21 protein-coding genes and 1 tRNA gene are annotated in these 20,325 nt (G+C 75.0%); 8 read left to right on the top strand and 14 right to left on the bottom strand.

Annotated features, from left to right (window positions below; translation table 11 throughout):
• Positions 1-93 precede the first annotated feature (93 nt).
• From ACI8AX_RS07380 to ACI8AX_RS07370, 3 genes are read left to right on the top strand one after another with little or no spacing between them, the layout of a single operon-like run.
• Positions 94-1,065 carry an aldo/keto reductase gene (locus ACI8AX_RS07380; protein WP_456549141.1) on the top strand — a complete coding sequence of 324 codons (972 nt, stop codon included), beginning with the start codon at positions 94-96 and terminating at the stop codon, positions 1,063-1,065.
• Positions 1,062-3,008: an AAA family ATPase gene (locus ACI8AX_RS07375; protein ID WP_456549140.1), complete on the top strand. Its 1,947-nt coding sequence runs from the start codon at positions 1,062-1,064 to the stop codon at positions 3,006-3,008. The genes ACI8AX_RS07380 and ACI8AX_RS07375 overlap by 4 nt, the downstream gene beginning before the upstream one ends.
• Positions 3,009-3,010: 2 nt before the next feature.
• Complete coding sequence (locus tag ACI8AX_RS07370) at positions 3,011-3,742, top strand: alpha/beta fold hydrolase (RefSeq protein ID WP_456549139.1); 732 nt, start codon at positions 3,011-3,013, stop codon at positions 3,740-3,742.
• Here the strand turns inward: ACI8AX_RS07370 and ACI8AX_RS07365 are convergent.
• From ACI8AX_RS07365 to ACI8AX_RS07355, 3 genes are all read right to left on the bottom strand, one after another.
• Complete coding sequence (locus ACI8AX_RS07365; RefSeq protein WP_456549138.1) at positions 3,739-4,521, bottom strand: DUF2470 domain-containing protein; 783 nt, start codon at positions 4,519-4,521, stop codon at positions 3,739-3,741. The two genes, ACI8AX_RS07370 and ACI8AX_RS07365, sit on opposite strands and share 4 nt — an antisense overlap.
• A gap of 62 nt (positions 4,522-4,583) precedes the next feature.
• The gene (locus ACI8AX_RS07360) at positions 4,584-5,054 is read right to left on the bottom strand and encodes a hypothetical protein (RefSeq protein WP_456549137.1); all 471 of its coding nucleotides are present in this window, start codon (positions 5,052-5,054) and stop codon (positions 4,584-4,586) included.
• 60 nt (positions 5,055-5,114) lie between these two features.
• Positions 5,115-5,384: a hypothetical protein gene (locus tag ACI8AX_RS07355; RefSeq protein ID WP_456549136.1), complete on the bottom strand. Its 270-nt coding sequence runs from the start codon at positions 5,382-5,384 to the stop codon at positions 5,115-5,117.
• A gap of 131 nt (positions 5,385-5,515) precedes the next feature.
• On the opposite strand from ACI8AX_RS07355, the gene ACI8AX_RS07350 reads away from it, so the two are divergent.
• The 3 genes from ACI8AX_RS07350 (at position 5,516) to ACI8AX_RS07340 (ending at position 7,465) form a co-directional block, all read left to right on the top strand.
• Positions 5,516-5,719 carry a DUF5703 family protein gene (locus ACI8AX_RS07350; RefSeq protein ID WP_456549135.1) on the top strand — a complete coding sequence of 68 codons (204 nt, stop codon included), beginning with the start codon at positions 5,516-5,518 and terminating at the stop codon, positions 5,717-5,719.
• A 103-nt stretch (positions 5,720-5,822) separates the two neighbouring features.
• Positions 5,823-6,395, top strand: a complete 573-nt coding sequence (locus tag ACI8AX_RS07345; RefSeq protein WP_456549134.1) for a class I SAM-dependent methyltransferase — start codon at positions 5,823-5,825, stop codon at positions 6,393-6,395.
• A 110-nt stretch (positions 6,396-6,505) separates the two neighbouring features.
• Positions 6,506-7,465 carry an intradiol ring-cleavage dioxygenase gene (locus ACI8AX_RS07340; RefSeq protein WP_456549133.1) on the top strand — a complete coding sequence of 320 codons (960 nt, stop codon included), beginning with the start codon at positions 6,506-6,508 and terminating at the stop codon, positions 7,463-7,465.
• A 21-nt stretch (positions 7,466-7,486) separates the two neighbouring features.
• On the opposite strand, the gene ACI8AX_RS07335 is transcribed toward ACI8AX_RS07340, so the two are convergent.
• The 3 genes from ACI8AX_RS07335 to ACI8AX_RS07325 all read right to left on the bottom strand — a co-directional run bounded on the left by ACI8AX_RS07335 (position 7,487) and on the right by ACI8AX_RS07325 (position 10,527).
• Positions 7,487-8,284: an SDR family oxidoreductase gene (locus ACI8AX_RS07335; protein ID WP_456549132.1), complete on the bottom strand. Its 798-nt coding sequence runs from the start codon at positions 8,282-8,284 to the stop codon at positions 7,487-7,489.
• 20 nt (positions 8,285-8,304) lie between these two features.
• The gene (locus ACI8AX_RS07330) at positions 8,305-9,648 is read right to left on the bottom strand and encodes a M20/M25/M40 family metallo-hydrolase (RefSeq protein WP_456549131.1); all 1,344 of its coding nucleotides are present in this window, start codon (positions 9,646-9,648) and stop codon (positions 8,305-8,307) included.
• 138 nt (positions 9,649-9,786) lie between these two features.
• The gene (locus ACI8AX_RS07325; RefSeq protein WP_456549130.1) at positions 9,787-10,527 is read right to left on the bottom strand and encodes an SHOCT domain-containing protein; all 741 of its coding nucleotides are present in this window, start codon (positions 10,525-10,527) and stop codon (positions 9,787-9,789) included.
• A 116-nt stretch (positions 10,528-10,643) separates the two neighbouring features.
• Between ACI8AX_RS07325 and ACI8AX_RS07320 the strand changes: the two genes are divergently transcribed.
• Positions 10,644-10,728 (top strand) — tRNA-Leu (locus ACI8AX_RS07320).
• Positions 10,729-10,909: 181 nt separating this feature from the next.
• A complete protein-coding gene (locus tag ACI8AX_RS07315) occupies positions 10,910-11,866 on the top strand; it encodes an NAD(P)H-dependent flavin oxidoreductase (RefSeq protein ID WP_456549129.1) in 957 nt (318 codons plus the stop codon).
• 194 nt (positions 11,867-12,060) lie between these two features.
• Here the strand turns inward: ACI8AX_RS07315 and ACI8AX_RS07310 are convergent, their stop codons facing one another.
• From ACI8AX_RS07310 to ACI8AX_RS07275, 8 genes are all read right to left on the bottom strand, one after another.
• Positions 12,061-12,375, bottom strand: coding sequence for a YdhR family protein (locus ACI8AX_RS07310; protein ID WP_456549128.1), 315 nt, complete (start codon positions 12,373-12,375; stop codon positions 12,061-12,063).
• 148 nt (positions 12,376-12,523) lie between these two features.
• Positions 12,524-13,183: a response regulator gene (locus ACI8AX_RS07305; protein WP_456549127.1), complete on the bottom strand. Its 660-nt coding sequence runs from the start codon at positions 13,181-13,183 to the stop codon at positions 12,524-12,526.
• Entirely contained in the window at positions 13,180-14,094 is a 915-nt protein-coding gene (locus ACI8AX_RS07300) for a sensor histidine kinase (RefSeq protein WP_456549126.1), read from the bottom strand. The genes ACI8AX_RS07305 and ACI8AX_RS07300 overlap by 4 nt, the downstream gene beginning before the upstream one ends.
• Positions 14,091-15,065 carry an ABC transporter ATP-binding protein gene (locus ACI8AX_RS07295; RefSeq protein WP_456549125.1) on the bottom strand — a complete coding sequence of 325 codons (975 nt, stop codon included), beginning with the start codon at positions 15,063-15,065 and terminating at the stop codon, positions 14,091-14,093. Before ACI8AX_RS07295 ends, ACI8AX_RS07300 begins: the two co-directional genes overlap by 4 nt.
• The gene (locus ACI8AX_RS07290; RefSeq protein ID WP_456549124.1) at positions 15,062-16,090 is read right to left on the bottom strand and encodes an NAD(P)-dependent alcohol dehydrogenase; all 1,029 of its coding nucleotides are present in this window, start codon (positions 16,088-16,090) and stop codon (positions 15,062-15,064) included. The genes ACI8AX_RS07295 and ACI8AX_RS07290 overlap by 4 nt, the downstream gene beginning before the upstream one ends.
• On the bottom strand, positions 16,087-16,863 hold the full coding sequence (locus tag ACI8AX_RS07285) for a DUF4386 domain-containing protein (RefSeq protein WP_456549123.1): 777 nt from the start codon (positions 16,861-16,863) through the stop codon (positions 16,087-16,089). The genes ACI8AX_RS07290 and ACI8AX_RS07285 overlap by 4 nt, the downstream gene beginning before the upstream one ends.
• 49 nt (positions 16,864-16,912) lie before the next feature.
• Positions 16,913-17,152, bottom strand: coding sequence for a hypothetical protein (locus ACI8AX_RS07280; protein ID WP_456549122.1), 240 nt, complete (start codon positions 17,150-17,152; stop codon positions 16,913-16,915).
• 166 nt (positions 17,153-17,318) lie between these two features.
• Positions 17,319-20,048 carry a LuxR C-terminal-related transcriptional regulator gene (locus tag ACI8AX_RS07275; RefSeq protein WP_456549121.1) on the bottom strand — a complete coding sequence of 910 codons (2,730 nt, stop codon included), beginning with the start codon at positions 20,046-20,048 and terminating at the stop codon, positions 17,319-17,321.
• Positions 20,049-20,325: the final 277 nt, after the last annotated feature.

Genomic DNA, 20,325 nt, shown 5'->3' with positions numbered 1-20,325 from the left:
TGGCCGGTCCCGCGCAGCCCGCCCGGCACGCCGTCCCCAGGAGGCCCGCGCGCCCCCGGCCGGGGGCCGGTGCCGCCGGTAGGTTGGCACCTCGTGGAACAACGGGCGCTGGGGCGCAGCGGCCTGGTCGTCTCCCGGCTGGCGCTGGGCACCATGACCTGGGGCCGGGACACCGACGAGGACGAGGCCGCGATGCAGCTGACGGCCTTCGTCGACGCCGGCGGCACGCTCGTGGACACCGCCGACGTCTACTGCGACGGGGAGAGCGAGCGCACGCTGGGCCGCCTGCTGTCCGACGTCGTCCCCCGGTCGGAGGTCCTGGTCGCCACGAAGGCGGTGGGCCGGACCGGGCCCGGGCCGATGGGCCGGGGCGCCTCCCGCGGGCACCTGCTCGCCGCGCTCGACGCCTCGCTGGACCGGCTCGGCCTGGACCACGTCGACCTGTGGCAGCTGCACGCCTGGGACGAGCACACCCCGATCGAGGAGACGCTCGCCGCGTGCGACACCGCCGTCGCCTCCGGCCGCACCCGCTACGTCGGGATCAGCAACTTCACCGGCTGGCAGACCGCCCAGGCCGCCACCTGGCAGCGGGCCTGGCCCGGCCGGGTGCCGCTGGTCAGCACCCAGGTCGAGTACTCGCTGCTGCAGCGCGGCGTAGAGCGCGAGGTGGTGCCGGCCGCGGAGGCGCTCGGCCTGGGTGTGCTCGCGTGGTCCCCGCTGGGCCGCGGGCTGCTGACCGGCAAGTACCGGCACAGCACCCCCAGCGAGTCCCGCGGCGCGTCGCCGCAGTGGCAGGGCTTCATCGACGGGCTGCGCTCCGCCGACTCCGACCGGATCGTCGAGGCCGTCATCACCGCCGCCGAGGGCCTGGGCACCACGCCGCTGGCCGTCGCGCTGGCCTGGGTTCGCGACCGGCCCGGCGTCGTCGCGCCGGTGGTCGGCGCCCGCACCGCCGCGCAGCTGCAGGCCTCCCTGGACGCCGAGGCCGTCCGGCTGCCGGCCGCCATCCGCACGGCGCTGGAGGACGTCTCCGCGCCGCACTTCGCCTACCCGGAGCGCCGGTGAGCACGCCCGACCCGGTCTTCGCCGCCTTCTGCGCCGCCGGGCTGTGGCCCGGGCTGGGCAAGCGCGCGGCCGCCGAGCTGCCCGCCGCCGGCATCACCACCGCCGACGACGTCACCGCCGACCGGCTGCTCAAGCTGCCGCGGGTCGGTAAGCAGCGGGCCGAGCGGCTCTTCTCCGGCTTCCTGTCCGCCGCGCCCACCTACGAGGTCGTGGGCCTGCTCGTGGGCGCGGGGCTGGACGCGAAGCTGGCCGCCGGGGCCGCCGACGCGCTGGGCCCGGACGCCGCCCGCCGGCTGCGCGACGACCCGTGGGCGCTGCTCGGGCTGACCGGGGTGGGCCTCGGCGACGCCGACCGGCTGGCCATCGCGCTGCTGCCCGGTGCCGACCGGCAGGACACCCGCCGCGGCCGGGCGATCGTCGCCCTCACCCTGCGGACGGCGACCCGCGACGGGCACACCGTGCTGCCGGTCGACCTCGTGGTCGCCGCGCTGCGGGCCGAGGGCGTCACCGACCCGGCGGCGGCGATCGTGGCCGCGGTCGACTCCGGCGAGGTGCTGGAGCACGAGCCGCCGGAGCCCGACTGGGACGAGGACTCGAACAAGGAGCCCCCCGAGCCCGACCCCGCGCTGCGGATGCTGTCGCTGGCCCGCTACGGCATGGCCGAGGAGGCCGTGGCCGAGAACGTGGCCCGGCTGATGGCCACCGCGGAGCGGATCGCCGACCCCGCCGCCGTCCGCTCGGTGGCCAAGGGGCTGGACGAGGCGCAGAAGAAGGCGGTCGCGCAGGTGCTGTCGGCCGGCGTCTCGCTGCTGACCGGCGGGCCGGGCACGGGCAAGAGCCGCACCGTGGCCGCCGTCGTCAAGCTGCTCATGGCCAAGGGCAGCGAGGTGGCGCTCGCCGCCCCGACCGGCCGCGCGGCCAAGCGGCTGGAGGAGCTCACCGATCACCCGGCGGTCACCGTGCACCGGCTGCTGGGCGCGCAGGGCACGACCGGCGGCTTCTCCCGCAACGAGGAGTGGCCGCTGGACGCCGACGTCGTCGTGGTCGACGAGGCCTCGATGCTCGACGTCGAGCTCACCGCGGCGCTGCTGGAGGCCTGCCAGGACGGCACCCACCTGGTGCTGGTGGGCGACCCGGCGCAGCTGCCCTCGATCGGGCCGGGGCACGTGCTCGGCGACCTGATCGACTCCGGCGTCGTGCCGGTCACCGAGCTGACCACCCTGTACCGGCAGGCCGAGGGCGGGGCGATCGCGCGGCTGGCCAACGCCGTCCGCTCCGGCGAGCTGCCGCCGGTCGACTCCCCCGACCGCGAGGTCGTCGTCGTCCCGGCGACGGGCAGCGCCGAGGCCGCCCGGCGCGTCGTCCAGCTGGTCACCGACTCGATCCCGCGGGCGCTGAGGATCGACCCGGCGACGGTGCAGGTGGTGACGCCGGTGCACCGCGGGCCGGCCGGCACCATCGAGCTCAACAAGGCGCTCAAGGAGAAGCTGAACCCGGGCGACGGCACGGTGTGGGGCTTCGACGTGGGCGACCGGGTCGTGGCCACCGCCAACCACCTGGACCTGGAGCCGATCGGCTTCGCCAACGGCGAGACCGGCGTGGTCACCGGGACCGGCGACGGGTCGCTCGACGTGGCCTTCGCCTCCGGGCCGGTCACCGTCAACGGGACGGCGCTGTCGGACCTGCGCCACGGCTGGGCGATCACCGTGCACCGCGCCCAGGGCTCGGAGTGGCCGGGCGTCGTCGTCGTGCTGCCGCCGGAAGCGGGCGGGATGCTCTCGCGGCCGCTGGTCTACACCGCGCTCACCCGCGCGCAGTCGCACCTGTCGATCGTGCACGCGTCCGGCGCCGCGCTGGCGCGGGCGGTCCGGGAGGTCGACGTCCGGCCCCGGCGCACCCGGCTGGCCCGGCTGCTCGCCGAGACCCTCGGCGGACAGGAGTGACGGTGCACCTGCACACCGAGAGCTGGGGGGCGGGCGGTCCCCGCGCACTGCTGGTGCCCGGCATCACCTCGACCGCGGCGACGATGTGGGAGGTCGGCGAGGGGCTGGCCGCCGCCGGCTGGACCGCGGTGGCGGTCGACCTGCCCGGCCACGGGGACAGCCCTCCGGCCGCCTCCCACCGCTTCGCCGACGTCGCCGAGACGGTCGCGGCGCAGCTGGGCGACGGCTGGGACCTCGTCGTCGCGCACTCGCTGGGCGGTGCGATCGCGACCGTGCTGCTCGCCGCGCACCCCGCGACCGCGGCGCGGGCCCTGCTGGTCGACCCGGCGCTGCGGGTCCCCGACGACGTCGCCGACGGGCTGGCTCCCGAGCTGCGGCGGGACCAGGCCGGGCAGACCGAGGCGCTGGTGGCCGCGGCGAACCCGCACTGGCACCCCCGCACGGTCGCCGAGCGGGTCCGGTCCACCCGCAGCACCGACGTCGCCGCGGTCGAGGGCTACGCGGCCGACAACCGCCCGTGGGACGTCCGCGCCGCCGCCCGGGCGGTGCGCGTGCCGGTCCACGTCCTGGTGCCGACCGACGACCCGCTGGTCACGGGCGACCAGGTGCACGAGCTCACGGGGGTGACCGACCCGCCGTGGACCTTCGAGACCGTGCCCGACACGACGCACTCGCTGCACCGGGACCGGCCCGCCCTCGTCGTCGACCGGGCGCTGGGGTCCGCGCGCCGCTAGGCCCGCGCGCCCGCGCGGCGCAGCAGGTGCCGGGTGGCCGCCTGCAGCTGCCCGGCGCAGCCGAGCGGCCGCGGGAAGGGCACCCGGACGTCGGTGTGCCCGCCGGGGCGCTCGACGCGCAGCCGGTAGCCGAACCGGTCCAGGGCCAGCGGGCGGACGGCGTCGTCCCGGCCGACCGTGCCCACCGGCAGCAGCCGCGCCAGGGCGGCGAGCACCTCGGGGTGGCAGCGGTCGACGTGGGTGAGCATCCGGGTCTCGACCGGCAGCAGCGGGTCGGGCCGGGCGGCGGCGAAGTCCCCGGGGCCCACCTCGGTGCACCGCTCCCCCTCGCGCAGCACGACCTCGGCGAGGTCCAGCCGCAGCAGGGCGGCGCCCGACCCGACGTCGAGCAGGTCGCCGGCGGGGCGGACCTCGGCGAACTCCAGGGCCGCGGCGCGCAGGTCGCGCGCGGGCACCGGCGTCAGCCAGCCCGACAGCCACAGCCGGGCGCGGACCGGGTCGCGCAGCGGCACCGGCGCCCGGTCGCAGACCATGAGCAGCGCGCTGACGTCCCGGCCGGGGCTGGCCTCGACGGTGGCGGCGGCCTCCCCGTCGGCCCGCACGAGCACCAGCAGGCGCCCGTCGCCGGTCACCGCGTGGGCCAGCGGGCGGGCCGGTTCGCGGCCGGCCACGCACAGCGCGGCGGCGGTGCGGGCGGCCACCGTGCGGGCCCGCTCGGCGGGGGCGGCGGGTGCGTCCGTGGCGGCGGCGGCCGGTCCGGAGCCGGTCGAGGTGCTCATGTTCCCCTCCGAGCGATCGAGTTAGGGAAGCCTAACCAAATCGTCCGGTCGAGGGGAAGCCGTCAGAGGTTGCCGGCGATCGCGCGGCTCAGGTTGCGCCGCAGCACCCGCGGCAGCGCCGCCAGGTTCAGCAGCAGCCCCAGCGACAGGACGGCGACCAGCCAGAAGCCGGCGCCCGCGCCGCCGTCGGCGACCGCCAGGACGACGGCCAGCACCAGCGCCGCCGCGCCCAGCACGGTCATGCCGACGGCGATCCCCCGGCGCCGCGGGTGCTCGCGCTCCTGCTCGTCGACCGACCGCAGGACCGCCCGCGACCACTCGACGACCGCCGGCCGCAGCCGCTCCTCCTCGGCCCGCCGGCCACGGGCCATCGCCCGCTGGACGCGCAGCGAGTCCCCGGCCTCCAGGCCGTGCCGCTCGAGCAGCCCGGCCGGCGCCTCGGTGCCCACCGTCGCCCAGAAGCGGCGGCCGCCGACGGCGAAGCCCACCAGCGGGGCGAGCACGGCGACGACGAGCGCGAGGACGGTCCACACGCACGGCAGCATGCCCGTTCGAGGGCTCCGAGCGGGGCGCCGGATCCCCGGCGGGCACGGTCAGGAGATGCGCTCGTCCTCGTCGAGGGGGACGTCGGCCTCCTGCTCCAGGACGTCGGCGTCGTCGGCCTCCCGGTAGCCCACCGCCGTGGGCCGCCCGGCCTCGCCCGGCCGGGCGGCCAGCTGCTGCTCCAGGGCGTCGGCCTCGGGCACGTCGTCGCCGGCCGGCGGCGTGGCGGCTCCGGCGGTGGCCGGGGCGGGGGGCTCGAGCAGGGCGTCCTGCTCGGCGCGGTCGGCGTCGTTCGCGCCGTCGATACCGGGCTCGGTCACGTCGTCCTCCTCGCTGGGTCGGGCCGGGGTCGCGTCCATCCTGCCGTCGCGCCGCGGGCCCGGCTCGGTGGGTGGGCGCCCGGGTGTCCGCCGGGTGACGGGCCGGCGAACGGCGTGGCACCATCGGCCGGGTGGAGGCGGCCGGGGACTACGAGTTCGCGCCGCTGCGGATCCCGCCGGGCACGTCCCGGTCCGCAGCGGCGACCATGCTGAGCCTGCAGGCGGACACCGGCGGCTGGGAACTGGCCCGCTTGCAGCTGCACCCCGACGGCACGCGCAAGGTGATCCTGCGCCGTCGTGCCCGGCTCTCCTACCTCCCCGGCCCGCACATCTAGGCCGTACGTCTCACCCGGCCCCCGCTGGCCCGCGGGCCGGGTGTCGTGCCAGGGTCGCTGCGGGCGAGACCCGCCCGGACCCCGGCCCGGGTGGAGGACCCCCGTGAACCAGCACCTCGACGACCGCCTCAAGTTCCTGCGCGCCTTCCTGGCCAACCCCCGCCAGGTGGGCGCGATCCTGCCCACCTCCCGCTGGGCGGTGCGGGACATGCTCGACCTCGGCGACGTGCCCGACGCCAAGCTCGTGGTCGAGCTCGGCGCCGGCACCGGCGTGCAGACCGGCGAGCTGCTGGCCCGCCTCGGCCCGGAGGCGGAGCTGGTCGCCGTGGAGATCGACCCGCAGCTGGCCGAGCTGCTGGCCGGCCGCTACCGCGACCCGCGCCTGCACGTGGTCTGCGACTCCGCCGAGAACCTCGACGAGCACCTCGACGGCCGGCAGGCCGACATCGTCGTCTCGGCGCTCCCCTACACGTCGTTCGCGCCGGACCTGCGCCGGCGCATCCTGGACGTGCTGCCGCGGATCGTCGCGCCCGGCGGCGCGGTGCTGGTGATCCAGTACTCGCCGCTGATCCTCAAGGAGCTGCGCCGCCGCTTCGCCGCGGTGCGGCTGCGCATGTCGCCGTGGAACGTGCCGCCGGCGGTGCTGTTCGCCTGCCGGGAGCCGCGGGTGGACTGACCGCGCGGGGACGGCGCGGCTCCCAGCGGATCCACAGGGACGTCCCAGGGCGCGCCCTGGCCGGTCACCGACGGTGGACGGGACAGCACACCGCGTCCCCAGGAGTCCCCGTGAGCCACCCGTCCTCCCCCGGTCCCACCTTCGAGGGCCGCCCGCTGCCCCGCCCCGGCGAGGAGCTCGTCGACCAGGGGCTGGGCTTCGACGTCGGCACGCTGATGAGCCGCCGCCGCCTGCTCGGGCTCCTCGGCGTCGGCGCCGCCACCCTCGGCCTGGCCGCCTGCGGTGGGGACGGCGGCGCGGCGAGCGCGACGTCCTCCTCGTCCTCCTCCTCGTCGTCGTCGGCGGGTGCGGGCGGGACGACGGCGGCCGTGACCGGCGAGATCCCCGACGAGACGGCCGGCCCCTACCCGGGCGACGGCTCCAACGGGCCCGACGTCCTCGAGCAGTCCGGGATCGTGCGCAGCGACATCCGCGAGAGCTTCGGTGAGTACAGCGGCACCGCCGAGGGCGTGCCGATGACGCTCGAGCTGACCATCAGCGACCTCGCGAACGGCGGGGTGCCGTTCGAGGGCGTCGCCGTCTACGTGTGGCACTGCACCCGGGAGGGCGGCTACTCGCTGTACTCCGCGGGCGTCACCGACCAGAACTTCCTGCGCGGCGTGCAGGTCGCCGGCAGCGACGGGCGGGTCACCTTCACCAGCATCTGGCCCGCCTGCTACGACGGGCGGTGGCCGCACGTCCACTTCGAGGTCTACCCGGACCAGGCGTCGATCGCCGACTCGACGAGCGCGATCGCCACCTCGCAGGTCGCGCTGCCGCAGGACGTCTGCGAGACCGTCTACGCGACCGCCGGCTACGAGGCGTCGGTGGGCAACCTCTCCCGGGTCAGCCTGACCGGCGACAACGTGTTCGGCGACGACGGCGGCGCGAGCCAGCTCGCGGCCGTCACCGGCAGCGCGTCCGGCGGCTACACGGTGCGGCTGGCCGTCGGGGTCGACACCACCACCGAGCCGACCGGCGGCGGCGCCGCGCCCGGCGGGGACGGCGCCCCGCCCGGCCGGCCGTCCTGAGCGGCTGCGCCGTCGTCCCGGCTAGCGCATGTCCTTCGGGCGCAGCGCCTCCGGGACGACCGCGGCCTCGCCGGCCTCGGTCCGGGCCGCCGGCACGCCCTTGAACCTGTAGTTCACGACCCCCACACCGGGCTGGACCACGTAGGCCGCGCCGGGCTCGCCCTCGGCCCAGGCCATCACCATGGCGTCGGCGACCTCCTCGGCGGTGAGCACGGGGAAGCCGGCGGCGGTGAACTCGTGCCGGATCCGGTCGATGATCGCGGTGTCGGCGAAGCCGGGGCAGATGGCGGAGATCCGGGTGCCCTCGCGGGCCAGGCGCGGGGCCATCGACCGGACGAAGGCGATGGCCCCGCCCTTGGCCACGCTGTAGCCGGGGTCGGTGGCCATCGGCGAGAGCCCGGCCAGCGACGCCGTCACCACGATCGCTCCCCCGCCGGCCCGGGCGATCGCCGGCCGCGCGGCCTGCACGCCGTAGACGACGCCGAACAGGTCGATCTCCACGACCCGCATGAACTCGTCGAGGTCGAGGGCGTCGTCGCTCTTGGCGGCGGAGATGCCGGCGTTGAGGTAGGCGGCGTCGAGGCGGCCGTGCTCGGCCTCGACCTGCGCGACGACGGCCTCGTTGGCGGCGCGGTCGGTGACGTCGAGGGCGACGAACGGGCAGCCGAGGTCGGCGGCGACCGACCGGTTGCGCTCGCTGTCGAGGTCGGCGAGGACGGCGGTCACCTCCCGCTCGCGCAGCTTCGTGGCGAGGGCCCGGCCGAAGCCGCCGGTCCCCCCGGTGATCAGTGCGACGGAACCGGGCGCAGGAGTGGTCACCCCGGCATCACACCACCCGCTCAGGCCGAGCGCAGGAACCGGTCCAGCACCCGGATGCCGAAGCGCAGCGACTCCACCGGCACCCGCTCGTCGATGCCGTGGAACAGCGCGGCGAAGTCCAGCTCCGGGGGCAGCCGCAGCGGGGAGAAGCCGAAGCAGCGGATGCCCAGGCGCTCGAAGCTCTTGGCGTCGGTGCCGCCGCTCATCGTGAACGGCACCGGGCGGGCGCCGTCGTCCTCGCTCCGCAGCGCGGCGACCATGGCGTCGACGACGGGGCCGTCGAACGTCGTCTCCACCGCCTGGTCGTGGACGATCCACTCGCGCTGGACCCCCTCGCCGATCAGGCTCGCCAGCTGGCGCTCGAACTCCTCCTCCTGACCGTGCAGGAAGCGGCCGTCGACGGTGGCGCTCGCGGTGCCGGGGATGACGTTGGTCTTGTAGCCGGCGTCGAGCATCGTGGGGTTGGCGGTGTTGCGCAGCGCCGCGCCGATCATCCGGCTGATGCTGCCCAGCCTCGCCAGGGCCTGCTCGGGCTCGTCGGGGTCGATCTCGATCCCGTAGGCGTCGCTGACCGCGTCGAGGAAGGCGCGCATCGGCGGCGTCAGGACGGTGGGCAGCCGGGTGGAGCCGATCCGCGCCACGGCCTGGCACAGCCGGGTGACGGCGTTGTCGTCGTGCACGAACGAGCCGTGCCCGGGGCGGCCGGACGCGGTGAGCCGCATCCAGGCCAGGCCCTTCTCCGCGGTCTGCACCAGGTAGAGGCGCAGGTCGTCGCGGACGGTGATGCTGAAGCCGCCGACCTCGCTGATCGCCTCGGTGCAGTCGGCGAACAGGTCGGGGTGCTCGTCGACGATCCAGCGGGCGCCGAGGGTGCCGCCGGCCTCCTCGTCGGCGAGGAAGGCAAGCACGATGTCACGCTCGGGACGGACGCCGGTGCGGGCCCAGTCCCGGACCAGCGCGAGCACCATCGCGTCCATGTCCTTCATGTCGACCGCACCCCGGCCCCAGACGTAGCCGTCGCGCACCTCGCCGGAGAACGGGTGGACGCTCCACTCGGCCGGGTCGGCGGGGACGACGTCGAGGTGGCCGTGCACCAGCAGCGGCGGGCGGCTGCTGTCGGTGCCGGGGATGCGGGCGACCAGGCTGGCCCGCCCGCGCTCGGACTCGTAGACCTCCGACCCGATGCCGACCTCGTCGAGCAGGCCGGCGACGTGCTCGGCGGCGGCCCGCTCCCCCTTGCCGGTGGCGGTGTCGCCGGTGTTGGTGGTGTCGATCCGGATGAGGTCGCTGAGCAGCTCGGCGACCTCGTCCTGGGCGCGGCTCAGCGGGGCGTTCGGCACGCGGTCGTTCGGCTCGGCGTCCACCCGGCGAGCGTAGGCGCCGGGGACGGGCCGGTCAGGTCGTGACCCAGGTGAACAGCGCGTTCCCCCCGAGCACGCCCACCACTGCCGCGAGCAGGTAGAAGACCCACCACGGCCAGGTGCTCGGGCGCTCGGGCGGGGTCACCCCGTCACCTCCTCGCGCAGGGTGGCCGCCTTGGCCAGCCGGTACTCCTCGTCGGTCAGCTCACCGGAGGCGTGCAGGGCCGCCAGGCGCTCGAGCCGGCCGGCGATCGACATGGCCGAGGCGCGCGGGTCGTCGGCGTACGGGGCGTCGCCGCCGGGGAGGTCGTCGGCGGCCGGTGCCGACGTCGGCTGCCGTCGCTGCCTCGGCTCCTCCGGCTCCCCGAGGTGCGGGTGGTGGACGACGACCGGCGGCGGGCCGGCCTGCCTCCGGCGCGCCCTCCGACGGTCCGTGAGCAGCGAGAGCGCGAGCAGCAGCGGCGCGGCGCCCATCGCCACGAAGAGCAGACCGCAGAAGACGAAGCCGCCGATGACGCCGCCGGAGCCGTCGGGCGGGTCGAAGCCGTCCTCGAGGAAGTTCCAGCCGAGGGTCAGGAACAGCGCCGGCCAGCCCAGCCACAGCACGCCCGGGGCGCCGAGCACCGAGCTGCCGTAGAGGGTGCCGATCACGCACACCAGCGCGAGGGCGAGCACCAGGAGCACCGCCGTCCCGGTGCCGTCGGGGCACGGCTGGGCGGAGACGTACGGGCCGCCGTCGGCACACGAGCCGCCGATGGCGGTGACCGACCGCATGAGCAGCGAGAGGACCGTGATGGCCGCCGCCCCGGCGGCGACGCCCAGGCCGAGCGCCACCACGGCGCGGACACGGACGGCCAGCGGCCGCGGCTCCGTCGTCGTCACCGACCACCTCCGACCGCGCAGGACCGCTGCGGAGGCTAGGGCCGACACAACGGTCAGCGGAAGGCGCAGGGGTGCGTCGACGCCCGGCGGGCGTCTTGTAGTCTGGTCCCGCACTCGTCCGGGTGGCGGAATGGCAGACGCGCTAGCTTGAGGTGCTAGTGCCCTTTATCGGGCGTGGGGGTTCAAGTCCCCCCTCGGACACAGCAGAGAGCCCCCGTGGTCAGCGACCGTGGGGGCTCTTCCCTTTCTCGAGCCGGCGAGCTCGCCCGTCGCCGCCGGCATCCCCCGGGGGCACGTGGCCCGCGGGGACGGCGGCACGTGACCGCACGTCCTCCTGGCGGAACCGTGTCCTGGTCGCGGCCGACCGCGGGGAGGCACCGTCGTGCAGACATGCTTCACGGAGCTGGTCGGCTGTTCGGTCCCCATCCAGCAGGCGCCCCTGGGGGCGGTGGCGTCGTCGGACCTGGCGGTCGCGGTCGCGGACGCGGGCGGTGTCGGCACCGTCTCCGCGCTCGGGGTGCCGACCGAGGTCCTCGTCCGCCGCCTGGACGACATGCGGCGTCGCACGAGGGGCGTGCTCTCGGTCAACGTCCTCCTCGAGGACACCGACGAGGACGCCCTCGTCGCCGCCGCGGAGCGGGTGCAGGTGGTCGACTTCTTCTGGTTCCACCCCTCGCCGCGTCTGGTGGAGCTCGTCCACCGGTCGGGGGCACTGGTCAGCTGGCAGGTCGGGTCCGTGGAGGAAGCGCGCGCTGCTGCGGACGCCGGCTGCGACCTGGTCATCGCACAGGGCCGCGAAGCCGGCGGCCACCTCCGGGGTGACCGGGCACTGCTGCCCCTGCTGCGGCAGGTCCTCGACGCGGTGCCGACCCCGGTGCTCGCCGCCGGCGGCGTCGCCGACGCCCGCAGCTTCGCGGCGGTGGTGGCCGCCGGAGCGGACGGAGCGAGGGTCGGCACGCGGTTCGTCACGGCGTCCGAGTCCGCCGCACACCCCGCGTACAAGCAGGCACTCGTCGATGCTGCCGGCGACTGCACCGTCGTCAGCGACGCGTTCGCCCGAGACTGCCCCCTCTGCGTCTCCCGCCCACGGCACCGGGTCCTGCGCAGCGCCGTCGAACGAGTCGCGTCCTCGGACTCCGACGTGGTGGGAACGGTGAAGACGGGCGGCCGGCAGGTGGCGCTCCCGCGCGGGGCCGGCCTGCCACCGATCACCGCCGTCGACGGGGACGTGGGGGCCATGGCGCTGTACGCAGGGATGGGCGTCGGCTCGGTCACCGCCGTCCAGCCAGCAGCAGGTGTGATCGACGACCTGATGGCCGTCTCGTCTCCCGCGACGTGACCCCGACCCACGTACACCGCCGCGGGACCCGGTCAGCCGCCGGCTCACGCCCCTCGGGCCGGGCTCGGCCCATGTCGCGGCGCGGGGCCTCGACCCGGGCGAGCGGGTTCCCCGGGGTACCCGGCAGGTCCTGCGGTTCGCACGTCACGCGGACGCGTCGGCCGGCCTGGGTCGAGGCTGGAGCGGGGCGCCCGTCAGGCCGGCTGGAGCCGGCCCATCGTGACCGCGGTCGGGGCCTCGTCCACCGGCCAGTCCCGCATGGTCAGGCCAGTGATGTGCGGGTGCGCGGCCAGGGCAGCGCCGAGGTCGCCGGCGAGGAACGCCCGATAACCTGCCTCGTCATCCCACAGGTACACCCCGCCGAACTGACCGTCCGGCGACCTCAGCCAGATCTTGCTCAGCAGACCGGGCACCGCCGCGAACGCCGGAGCGAGCTGCTCGGCGCACGCTGCGGCCCACGCCTCCGCGGTGATCCCGGTGAGCCGGTACTCGAACACCGACACGTGCATGCCTTCTCCTCCCCCATCCCAGCCGTCGAGGCCTGACACGGTGCCCCGCGACGAGGGGCGCCGAACAGAGACCTCGGGCCCCATGAGGGCCGTCGGTCGAAGCCCCAAGGGCCCTCCTCGAAGGACGGAGCGCGGACGCACAGCGATCTCAGCGGGGCGCGAGCCCCGTGCGATAGGCGTAGGCGACGGCCTGGGCGCGGTCGCGGGCACCGGTCTTGGCGAAGATGTGGTTGACGTGCGTCTTCACGGTGGCCTCGCTGACGACGAGCCGCGCGGCGATCTCGGCGTTGGACAGGCCCTCGGCGATGAGGCCCAGCACCTCCGCCTCGCGTCGGGTGAGGTCGTCGGGCAGGGTTCGACCGGCCGCCGTCTCGATGCCAGCCGGTTGACCACCGAGGTTCTCGACGACCCGCAGCTGCGCGGCGGCGTCCAGGACCATCTGCCCGGAGACAACCGCCGTGATCGCCCGCGCGATCTCGTCCGCCCCCGCGTCCTTGGTCAGGTAGCCGCGGGCGCCGGCGCGCAGGGCACCCACCACGGACTCGTCATCGGCGTAGGTGGTCAGTGCCAGGACCGCCACGGCGGGGTGTCCCGCGCGGATGCGCCGGGTTGCCTCGATCCCGTCCATGCGCGGCATGCGCAGGTCCATCAGGACCACGTCGGGACGGAGTCGGTCCACGGCGTCGAGCGCCTGCTCGCCGTCCTCGGCACTGCCGACCACGTCGATGCCGGGGAGCAGCCCCAGCAGCATGGCCAACCCGTCGCGCACCACCCGCTGGTCGTCGACGACGAGGACGCGAACCGTCACGAGGCCACCGGGACGGTGAGCTCGACGCGGAAGCCGTTCGTGCCGTGCGTGGCACGGAACCGTCCACCCAGCAACTCCGCCCGTTCGGCGATGCCGGTCAGGCCGTACCCGGTCGAGCCGGACGCGGGCTCTCGGGCCGGCGTACCGCCGTGGTCCTGGACGACGACGACCACCTCGGTGCTCGCCCATCGGATGGTCACCTCGGCCATCGCGTCCGGCGCGTGCTTGCGGACGTTGCTCAGCCCTTCCTGCACGGTGCGGTACACGGCCAGCCGCGCCTCGGGACCCAACGGCACGGGAGCCCCGCTGACTGTCAGCGTGCAGCTGCCGCCGGACCGGCGGTGTTCCTCGACCAGCTGCGGCACCAGCTCCGGCCCCGGCAGCTCGTCGCCCCGCAGCGTGGCCACGGCCCGCCGGGCCTCGGAGAGACCGGCCCGGGCCAGCTCGTGGGCGCTGTCGACGGCGGTCACGAGCTCGGGCGCCGCCTGACCGGCCCGGGCCAGCAGGCGGGCGCCCTCGAGGTGGACCGCCAGGGGTACCGCGGCCAGGGTCGAGCGGATCATGCCGGTCGAGTACTCGCCGGTGATCAGCAGCGTGCCGAGCACCGCGATGGTCAGCATGCCGAGCTGGAAGCCGCCGGACACCACCTCGGCGCCGGTCAACGCGGCCGTCGCGGCCGCCGTCGCGGGATCTGTGGCGACGGCGTCGAGGGAGAACGCCACGGCCAGGGAGACGCCGACGATCAGCACCACGGTCGCCGTGAGCACCCACCAGGTGGACCGCAGGGACAGCAGCTTGATCCACTCCGCGCGTAGTACGCCGGTGAAGGTCAGGCGGGCCGGCAGGGCCGGTGCATGCGCAGTCGGCGGAACGGCGGCGACGGCGTCAGGGGCGGCGAGGGTGGTGCTCATCGATTCGTCTCCTCGGCAGCGGCAGGCATGGCGGTGGAAGGCGTGGCAGCGGTGACGCTGGAGAGGGCGGCGTCGGAGCGGTACTCGACGGCGTCCTGGGTGAGGCTCATGTAGGCCTCTTCGAGGGTGGCGCTGCGCGGGCTCAGCTCGTGCAGCACGATCCCGGCGGCGAACGCGGTCTCACCGATGGTCTCGGCGTCGACGCCGCGCAGCTCGAGCGTCCCGGGCTCGGGGGCGGTGACGACGACGTCGTCGCCTCGGACGAGCTCGGCGAGCTCGGCCGCCCGGGGCGTGCGCACCCGGACCGCCGCGGCGGAGACGGAGTCGATGACCTGCTGCACCGGGCCGGCGGCGATGATCCGGCCGCGGCCGATGACCAGCAGCTGGTCGGCTGTCTGCGCCATCTCGCTCATCAGGTGCGAGGACAGGAACACCGTCCGTCCCTCGTCGGCCAGAGAGCGCACCAGCCGGCGCACCCACTGCACGCCCTCGGGGTCCAGTCCGTTGACCGGCTCGTCGAGGATGAGCGTCCGCGGGTCGCCGAGCATCGCCGAGGCGATGCCCAGGCGCTGGCCCATGCCGAGGGAGAACCCGCCGACCCGCTTGCCGGCGACCGGAGCCAGGCCGGTCATCTCGATGACCTCGTCGACCCGGGAGGACGGGATCTTGTGCGTGACCGCCATCGTGCGCAGGTGCGAGCGGGCACTGCGGCCGGGATGCACGGCCTTGGCGTCCAGCAGGGCCCCCACCTCGCTGAGCGGGGCGCGGTGCTCGGCGTAGGGCTTGCCGTTGATGGTGACGGTGCCCGCCGTCGGCCGGTCCAGTCCCATGATCATCCGCATGGTGGTCGACTTGCCGGCCCCGTTGGGCCCGAGGAAGCCGGTGACCGAGCCGGGGGCGATGGTGAAGCTGATGCCGTCCACGGCCGCCTTGTCGCCGTAGCGCTTGGTGAGCTCGTGTGCCTCGATCATGACGCTGCCTTCCGATGGGTCTCGATGGGCTCGCCCGCGCGCTCCGGCTCGTCGGCGGCGATGCGGAGGACGACGTTGCCGCGCTTGCGGCCGGTGTCGACGTAGCGGTGGGCCTCGGCGACGTCGGCCAGGTCGAAGGTGCGGTCCCGGACCGCCCGGTAGCCGCCTGCCTCGGCGAGGGCGACGAGGAAGGCCAGGTCGTCCGCGGTGGGCGTCCCGCCGTCGGTGGTGATCCGGTGGCCGGTGCGCCGGCTGCGGATGGGTGCGCGCAGGATCGCGGGCAGGTCGGCGATGACGAGCAGGAGCGCGCCGCCGGGCCGCAGCAGGTGCCGGACGCGCTCGTACGGGGCGTTCCCGACGCAGTCCACGATCACGTCGTAGGTGGCGGGATCGGCGGTGAAGTCCTCGGTCGTGTGGTCGATCACGCGGTCGGCGCCCAGGGAGACGACCAGGTCCCGGTTGGGCCCGCTGCACACGGCGGTCACGTACGCACCGGCGTGCGCGGCCAGTTGCACGGCCGCGGTGCCGACCGCGCCGGATGCGCCGTTCACCAGCACCGTGGCACCGGGGACGAGGTGCGCTTGCTGCAGGAAGCGGCGGGCGGTGAGGCCGCCGAAGACGAGGGTGACGGCGTCCTCGAACGTCATGTTCCGGGGTTTGCGGGCGACCGCGCCGACGGACCGGATCCGGGCGTACTCGGCGTGCCCGCCGAACGCCGGACCCGGCATCGCGACCACCTCGTCGCCAGGGACGAAGCGGGTGACATTCGCCCCGACGGCCTCGACGACGCCGGCGACGTCCATGCCCAGCACCCGGTGCTTGGGACGGAGAGCGCCGATCCCAGCCGCGGCGAGCAGACCGAGTCCGCGGGGCACCTCGCGGCTGCGGGCACGGTGGTCAGCGGCGCTGACCGTGCTCGCGCGCACCCGGATGAGGACGTCGTCCCCACCGAGGGACGGCCGCGGGACGTCCTCCACCCCGACGGTGTCCGGACCACCGAACCGGCGGTAGACCGCGGCCCTCATCGGACGGTCCCGACCGGCGGCAGGGTAGCGACGGCGGAGGGCCGGAAGCCCTTGACGACCAGGTAGATGCCCAGCGACAGCTCCCAGAAGAAGATCGGCGCCAGGGCGACAAGCGACCAGACGGTGGTGTCGTCATTGACGCCGTAGATGGTCGCCGTCTTGGCGGCGAGGAGGAGTGGCGCTCCGACGAGTCCCATCAGCGGGATGAGCCGCGGGACCAGGCCCGAGCGGTACATGAGGGTGCCGAGCAGGAGGGCGTTCGCGGCGGCCATGAAGCCTGGGCCGGCGTGGAAGGTGAGGTCGCGGACCGCGACGAGGCCTGCGGCCGTGGTGGACAGGGAGCCGGTGTCGGCGTCGGGCACTCCGGCCAGGTCCTGTCGCAGCGTCACGACGGCGAGAAGGCTCACGACGCCGATGGCGATGATCGCGGCCTCGAGCAGCCGGGAGGTCACGAATCCCAGCGCCAAGGTCTGGTTCTGCCGCTTGAGCACGGGGAACAGCACGACGGCAGTGCCGATGCCGGCGACGGCGACGACGATGTCGAGCAGGCCGCCGGTGATGACGCGTGTGTCGGCCCCTGCGCCGAGGACGTACTCGGGATCGTCGAGGACCGGAGCCAGGAACCAGAACGCCGCGGGGATGGAGGCGGCGAAGGTGACGATGTACAGCGCCCCGGCGAGGAACGCGGTCCTGCGCATCGAGTCGGGCACTGTCCGGTGAACCGCGGGGACGGTCATGGTGGTGGTCGTGGTGGTGGTCGTGGTGGTGGTCATGGCGAACTCCTGAGTGGGGACTGCTCCAGTGGGGCCGGTTGGGGACAGGTCAGTGGGCGTCGAGGCGGGTGACCGAGACCAGGGCCAGGCCCAGGTCACGGATCCGCGTCAGGACGCCGTGCAGCGCCGCCTGGTCGGCGACCGGGCCGGACAGGACGGTGGTGCCGTCATCGGCGGCGGTGAGGTCCATGCCGTCGAACCAGGGAGCCCAGCGCGGCGCGAGACGGCCCCCGATGCGGATCTCGTAGTGACCTGCATCGGAGAGGCCGATGTGCCGGTTCTCCGTCATAGGAACCCCCTCGCCGGGACCGGCCGGGAGGTTCCCGGTCGCCGTCTCGGCGGCTGCTCGGTACGGCAGAGAAGCTAGGAACCGGCGTGGTGAGCGCGGATCACCATGTGTGGTGATCCGGATGGTGAAGCGAGCAGGGGGCGACGAGCCGCCGCCGGGGGACGCGCTACGGGGCGGTGGGAATGGTGCGGTCGCCGGCCGGAGTCAGCAGGTTCAGTTCCCGGCCCCGGCGGACCGCCGCGCGGCGGTTGTTCACCTCGAGCTTGGCGTAGACGTTCTTGGTGTGGGTGCGGACGGTGTTGACCGACACGAACAGCCGGCGGGCGATGGCGGGACCGTCGAGGTCGGTGTCCAGCAACCGCAGCACGTCCAGCTCACGGGCACTGAGCGGTTCCACCAGGCTCCGCTGCGCGGGAGCTGCGGGCACCGGGTCGAGACCGGCGTGCAGGAGCCGGCGGACGTGCGGATGTGGCTCCTCCCGCGTCGCGAGGACCTCCAGGAGCGAGGTCATCTCCGGTCCCTCGTCCAGGAAGACGCGCACGTAGCCCTCGGGCTCGGCCAGCGTCAGGGCACGGCGCAGAGAGGCGAGCGCACCGGAGAGATCGCCGTCTGCTCGGCACGCGCGCGCCAGGAGGACGGCGATCTCGATGACGCTCCCGGTCCGCTCCCCCTGCTCCGCCTCGTCCAGCAGCCGTTGCAGTAGTGCCCTCGCCTCCGCCACGCAGCGCTGGTCCCCCGTAGCCGCGTGCTGCGCGAGCAAGGTCCGGGCGAGCGTGACGTGCTCGAACTCGCGCAGGTACGACAGGCGGTCGCCGCTGGAGAGGCCGCGCTCGCGGACCCAGCTCAATGCCTCGCCGATGCGCCCCTGCGCGAGCCGGACGCGGGCGCGCAGCGCCGCGATCGGCCGCACGTCGGGGAACATGTCTCCGTCGTAGAGGCGCTCGGCCTCGTCGAGCAGGTCGACAGCGCCGTCGAGATCGCCCTCGGCCTGGTGGACCCGTGCCATCGCGATCCGCGAGCGGTGGCGGTTCTGCGGCAGGCCGGCGTGCTCCCCGAGCTCCGCGCTCGCCGCCAGGTGTCGGCGCGCGCTGTCGAGGTCGTCGCCCTCGCGGGCCAGCTCGCTGAGCCCCACGTGCATGTCGGCCGCACCTCGGAGGACCGTCGGCGCATGGGCAGCCGCGGTGGCCAGCCCTCGCCGGTAGACCGCCTCCGCCTCACGGAGCCGGCCCCGCGCGATGGAGATGTCGGCTACCGCGAGCGCGACACCCAGCGTGTCGGAGTGGTGCCCGGCCTGCCCCAGTTCGGTGTGCGCCTCGCTCCACCACCGGTGCGCCGCGACGAGGTCCCCGTCGCTCCAGTGGGTCAGCCCCAGCAGTCCGGCGGCCGCTCCGCGCACCAGATGATCGTCGGGGGCGGCGAAGTCGAGCACCCGCCGGGCGTGGGTGGACGCGCCGGCGGAATCGCCGGTCACCCGGGACTGCGCGGCGCGGTAGACCGCGACCTGGCTGCGCACCGCACGCACCACGGCGGCGTCGACGTCCGGGCCGGGGTGCTCCAGCCAGCGTTCCGCGTCGCGCAGGTGTTCCTCCACGCCGTCGAGCTCGCCGTGGACCAGGATCGCGCCGGCGTACCCCGCACGCAGGACCGGCCGAGTTCGGAGCACTGCCTCGGGCAGCTGCCTGAACCAGTGCCGCAGCGTCGTCTCCTGGCGGTTGCGCCGTGCCGCCGGCATGGCCAGCTCAACCAGGTCGGCGGCCCGCTCCGCATCCCCGCCGGCCAGCGCATGCCGGATGGCCTCCGACGGCTCGCCGTGGGCCGCGTGCCAGGCACTGGCCCTCCGGTGCAGCTCGACGAGGAGTTCCGGCTGCTCGGCCAGCAGGCGCGCCTGCAGCACGTCGGCGAAGAGGTGGTGATAGCGGTACCAGTGGCGGCGGTCGTCGAGCGGAACCAGGAACAGGTTCGCCCGGTCCAGGGTCTCGAGCACTGCCGTACCGCCGTCCTTGCCCACGACGGCGTCGCACAGCGCGCCGGTGAGACGGCTGAGCACAGAGGTCTGCAGCAGGAACGTGCGGACGTCCTGCGGTTGCCGCTGCAGGACCTCCTCCACCAGGTAGTCGACGATGTACCGGTCGTCGCCGGCGAACTCCGCAACGAAACCGGTCGCGTCCTCGCGGCCCTGCATCGACAGCGCGGCCAGCTGCAGCGCGGCGATCCAGCCCTCGGTCCGGCTGTCCAGCACAGCGACGTCGGTCGCCGACAGGGCCAGCCCCATCGCGTCGGTCAGGTAGGTGGCCACCTCGTCCGGGGTGAAGCGCAGGTCGGCGGCGCGCACCTCGACCAGCTCGCCGCGCCCCCGCAGCCGTGCCAGCGGCAGGGGCGGGTCGGCCCGCCCGGCGATCACCAGCTGCACCTGCGTCGGCAGGTGCTCCACGAGGAACGCCAACCCCTCGTGCACCTGCGGTGAGTCGATGACGTGGTAGTCGTCCAGGACGAGGACGAGCTCACCCGGCAGCTCGGCGAGCTCGTTGACGAGGGTCGCGAGAGCCGCGTCCGCGGGCGTGTGCGGCGATCGCAGCGAGGCGAGCGCGGCCGCACCGATCCCCGGCACCGCTGTCTGCAGCGCGGCCACCACGTAGCTCCAGAACAGCGCCGGGTCGTTGTCCCGCGCGTCCAGTGACAGCCACGCCCCAGCCCGGCCCCCCGGCACCGCGGCGGCCAGCCACTCGGTCAGCACCGTCGACTTGCCGAACCCCGCCGGCGCCGAGACCAGCGTCAGGGTTGCGTCCCTGCCCCGGTCGAGCCGCTCGGCCAGCCGGGGTCGGGGCACGAGGCCGCGCCGCCGCCGGGGCCGGTGCAGCTTGGTCGTGAGCAGGGGGCCCATCCCGACCGAGTCCACGGTTCCTCCCCCTGCCGCGCAGGTGCATCTCCGGCGTCGCGCCACCGGGGTCGCACCCGTCGGCCGGGAGCACGGGACCGACCGTCGTCGGCGCACTGCATCACCGACCACCGACGGATGCGCCGCACCCCCACGCGACGTCGGCTCCAGCAGGGACGCGCCACTGAGCACCCTGTGCCAACAGGCCGAACCGTAGCCCTGCCCACAGCAGCTACACAACCGGCAGTTGCGTAAATGCCCTCCGCACGCTTCGCCGGCATGGTGCGGCACTCCGTCC

The sequence above is a fragment of the Blastococcus sp. SYSU D00813 genome (genome assembly GCF_054050735.1).
This window is presented reverse-complemented; position numbering and strand designations above follow the sequence as displayed.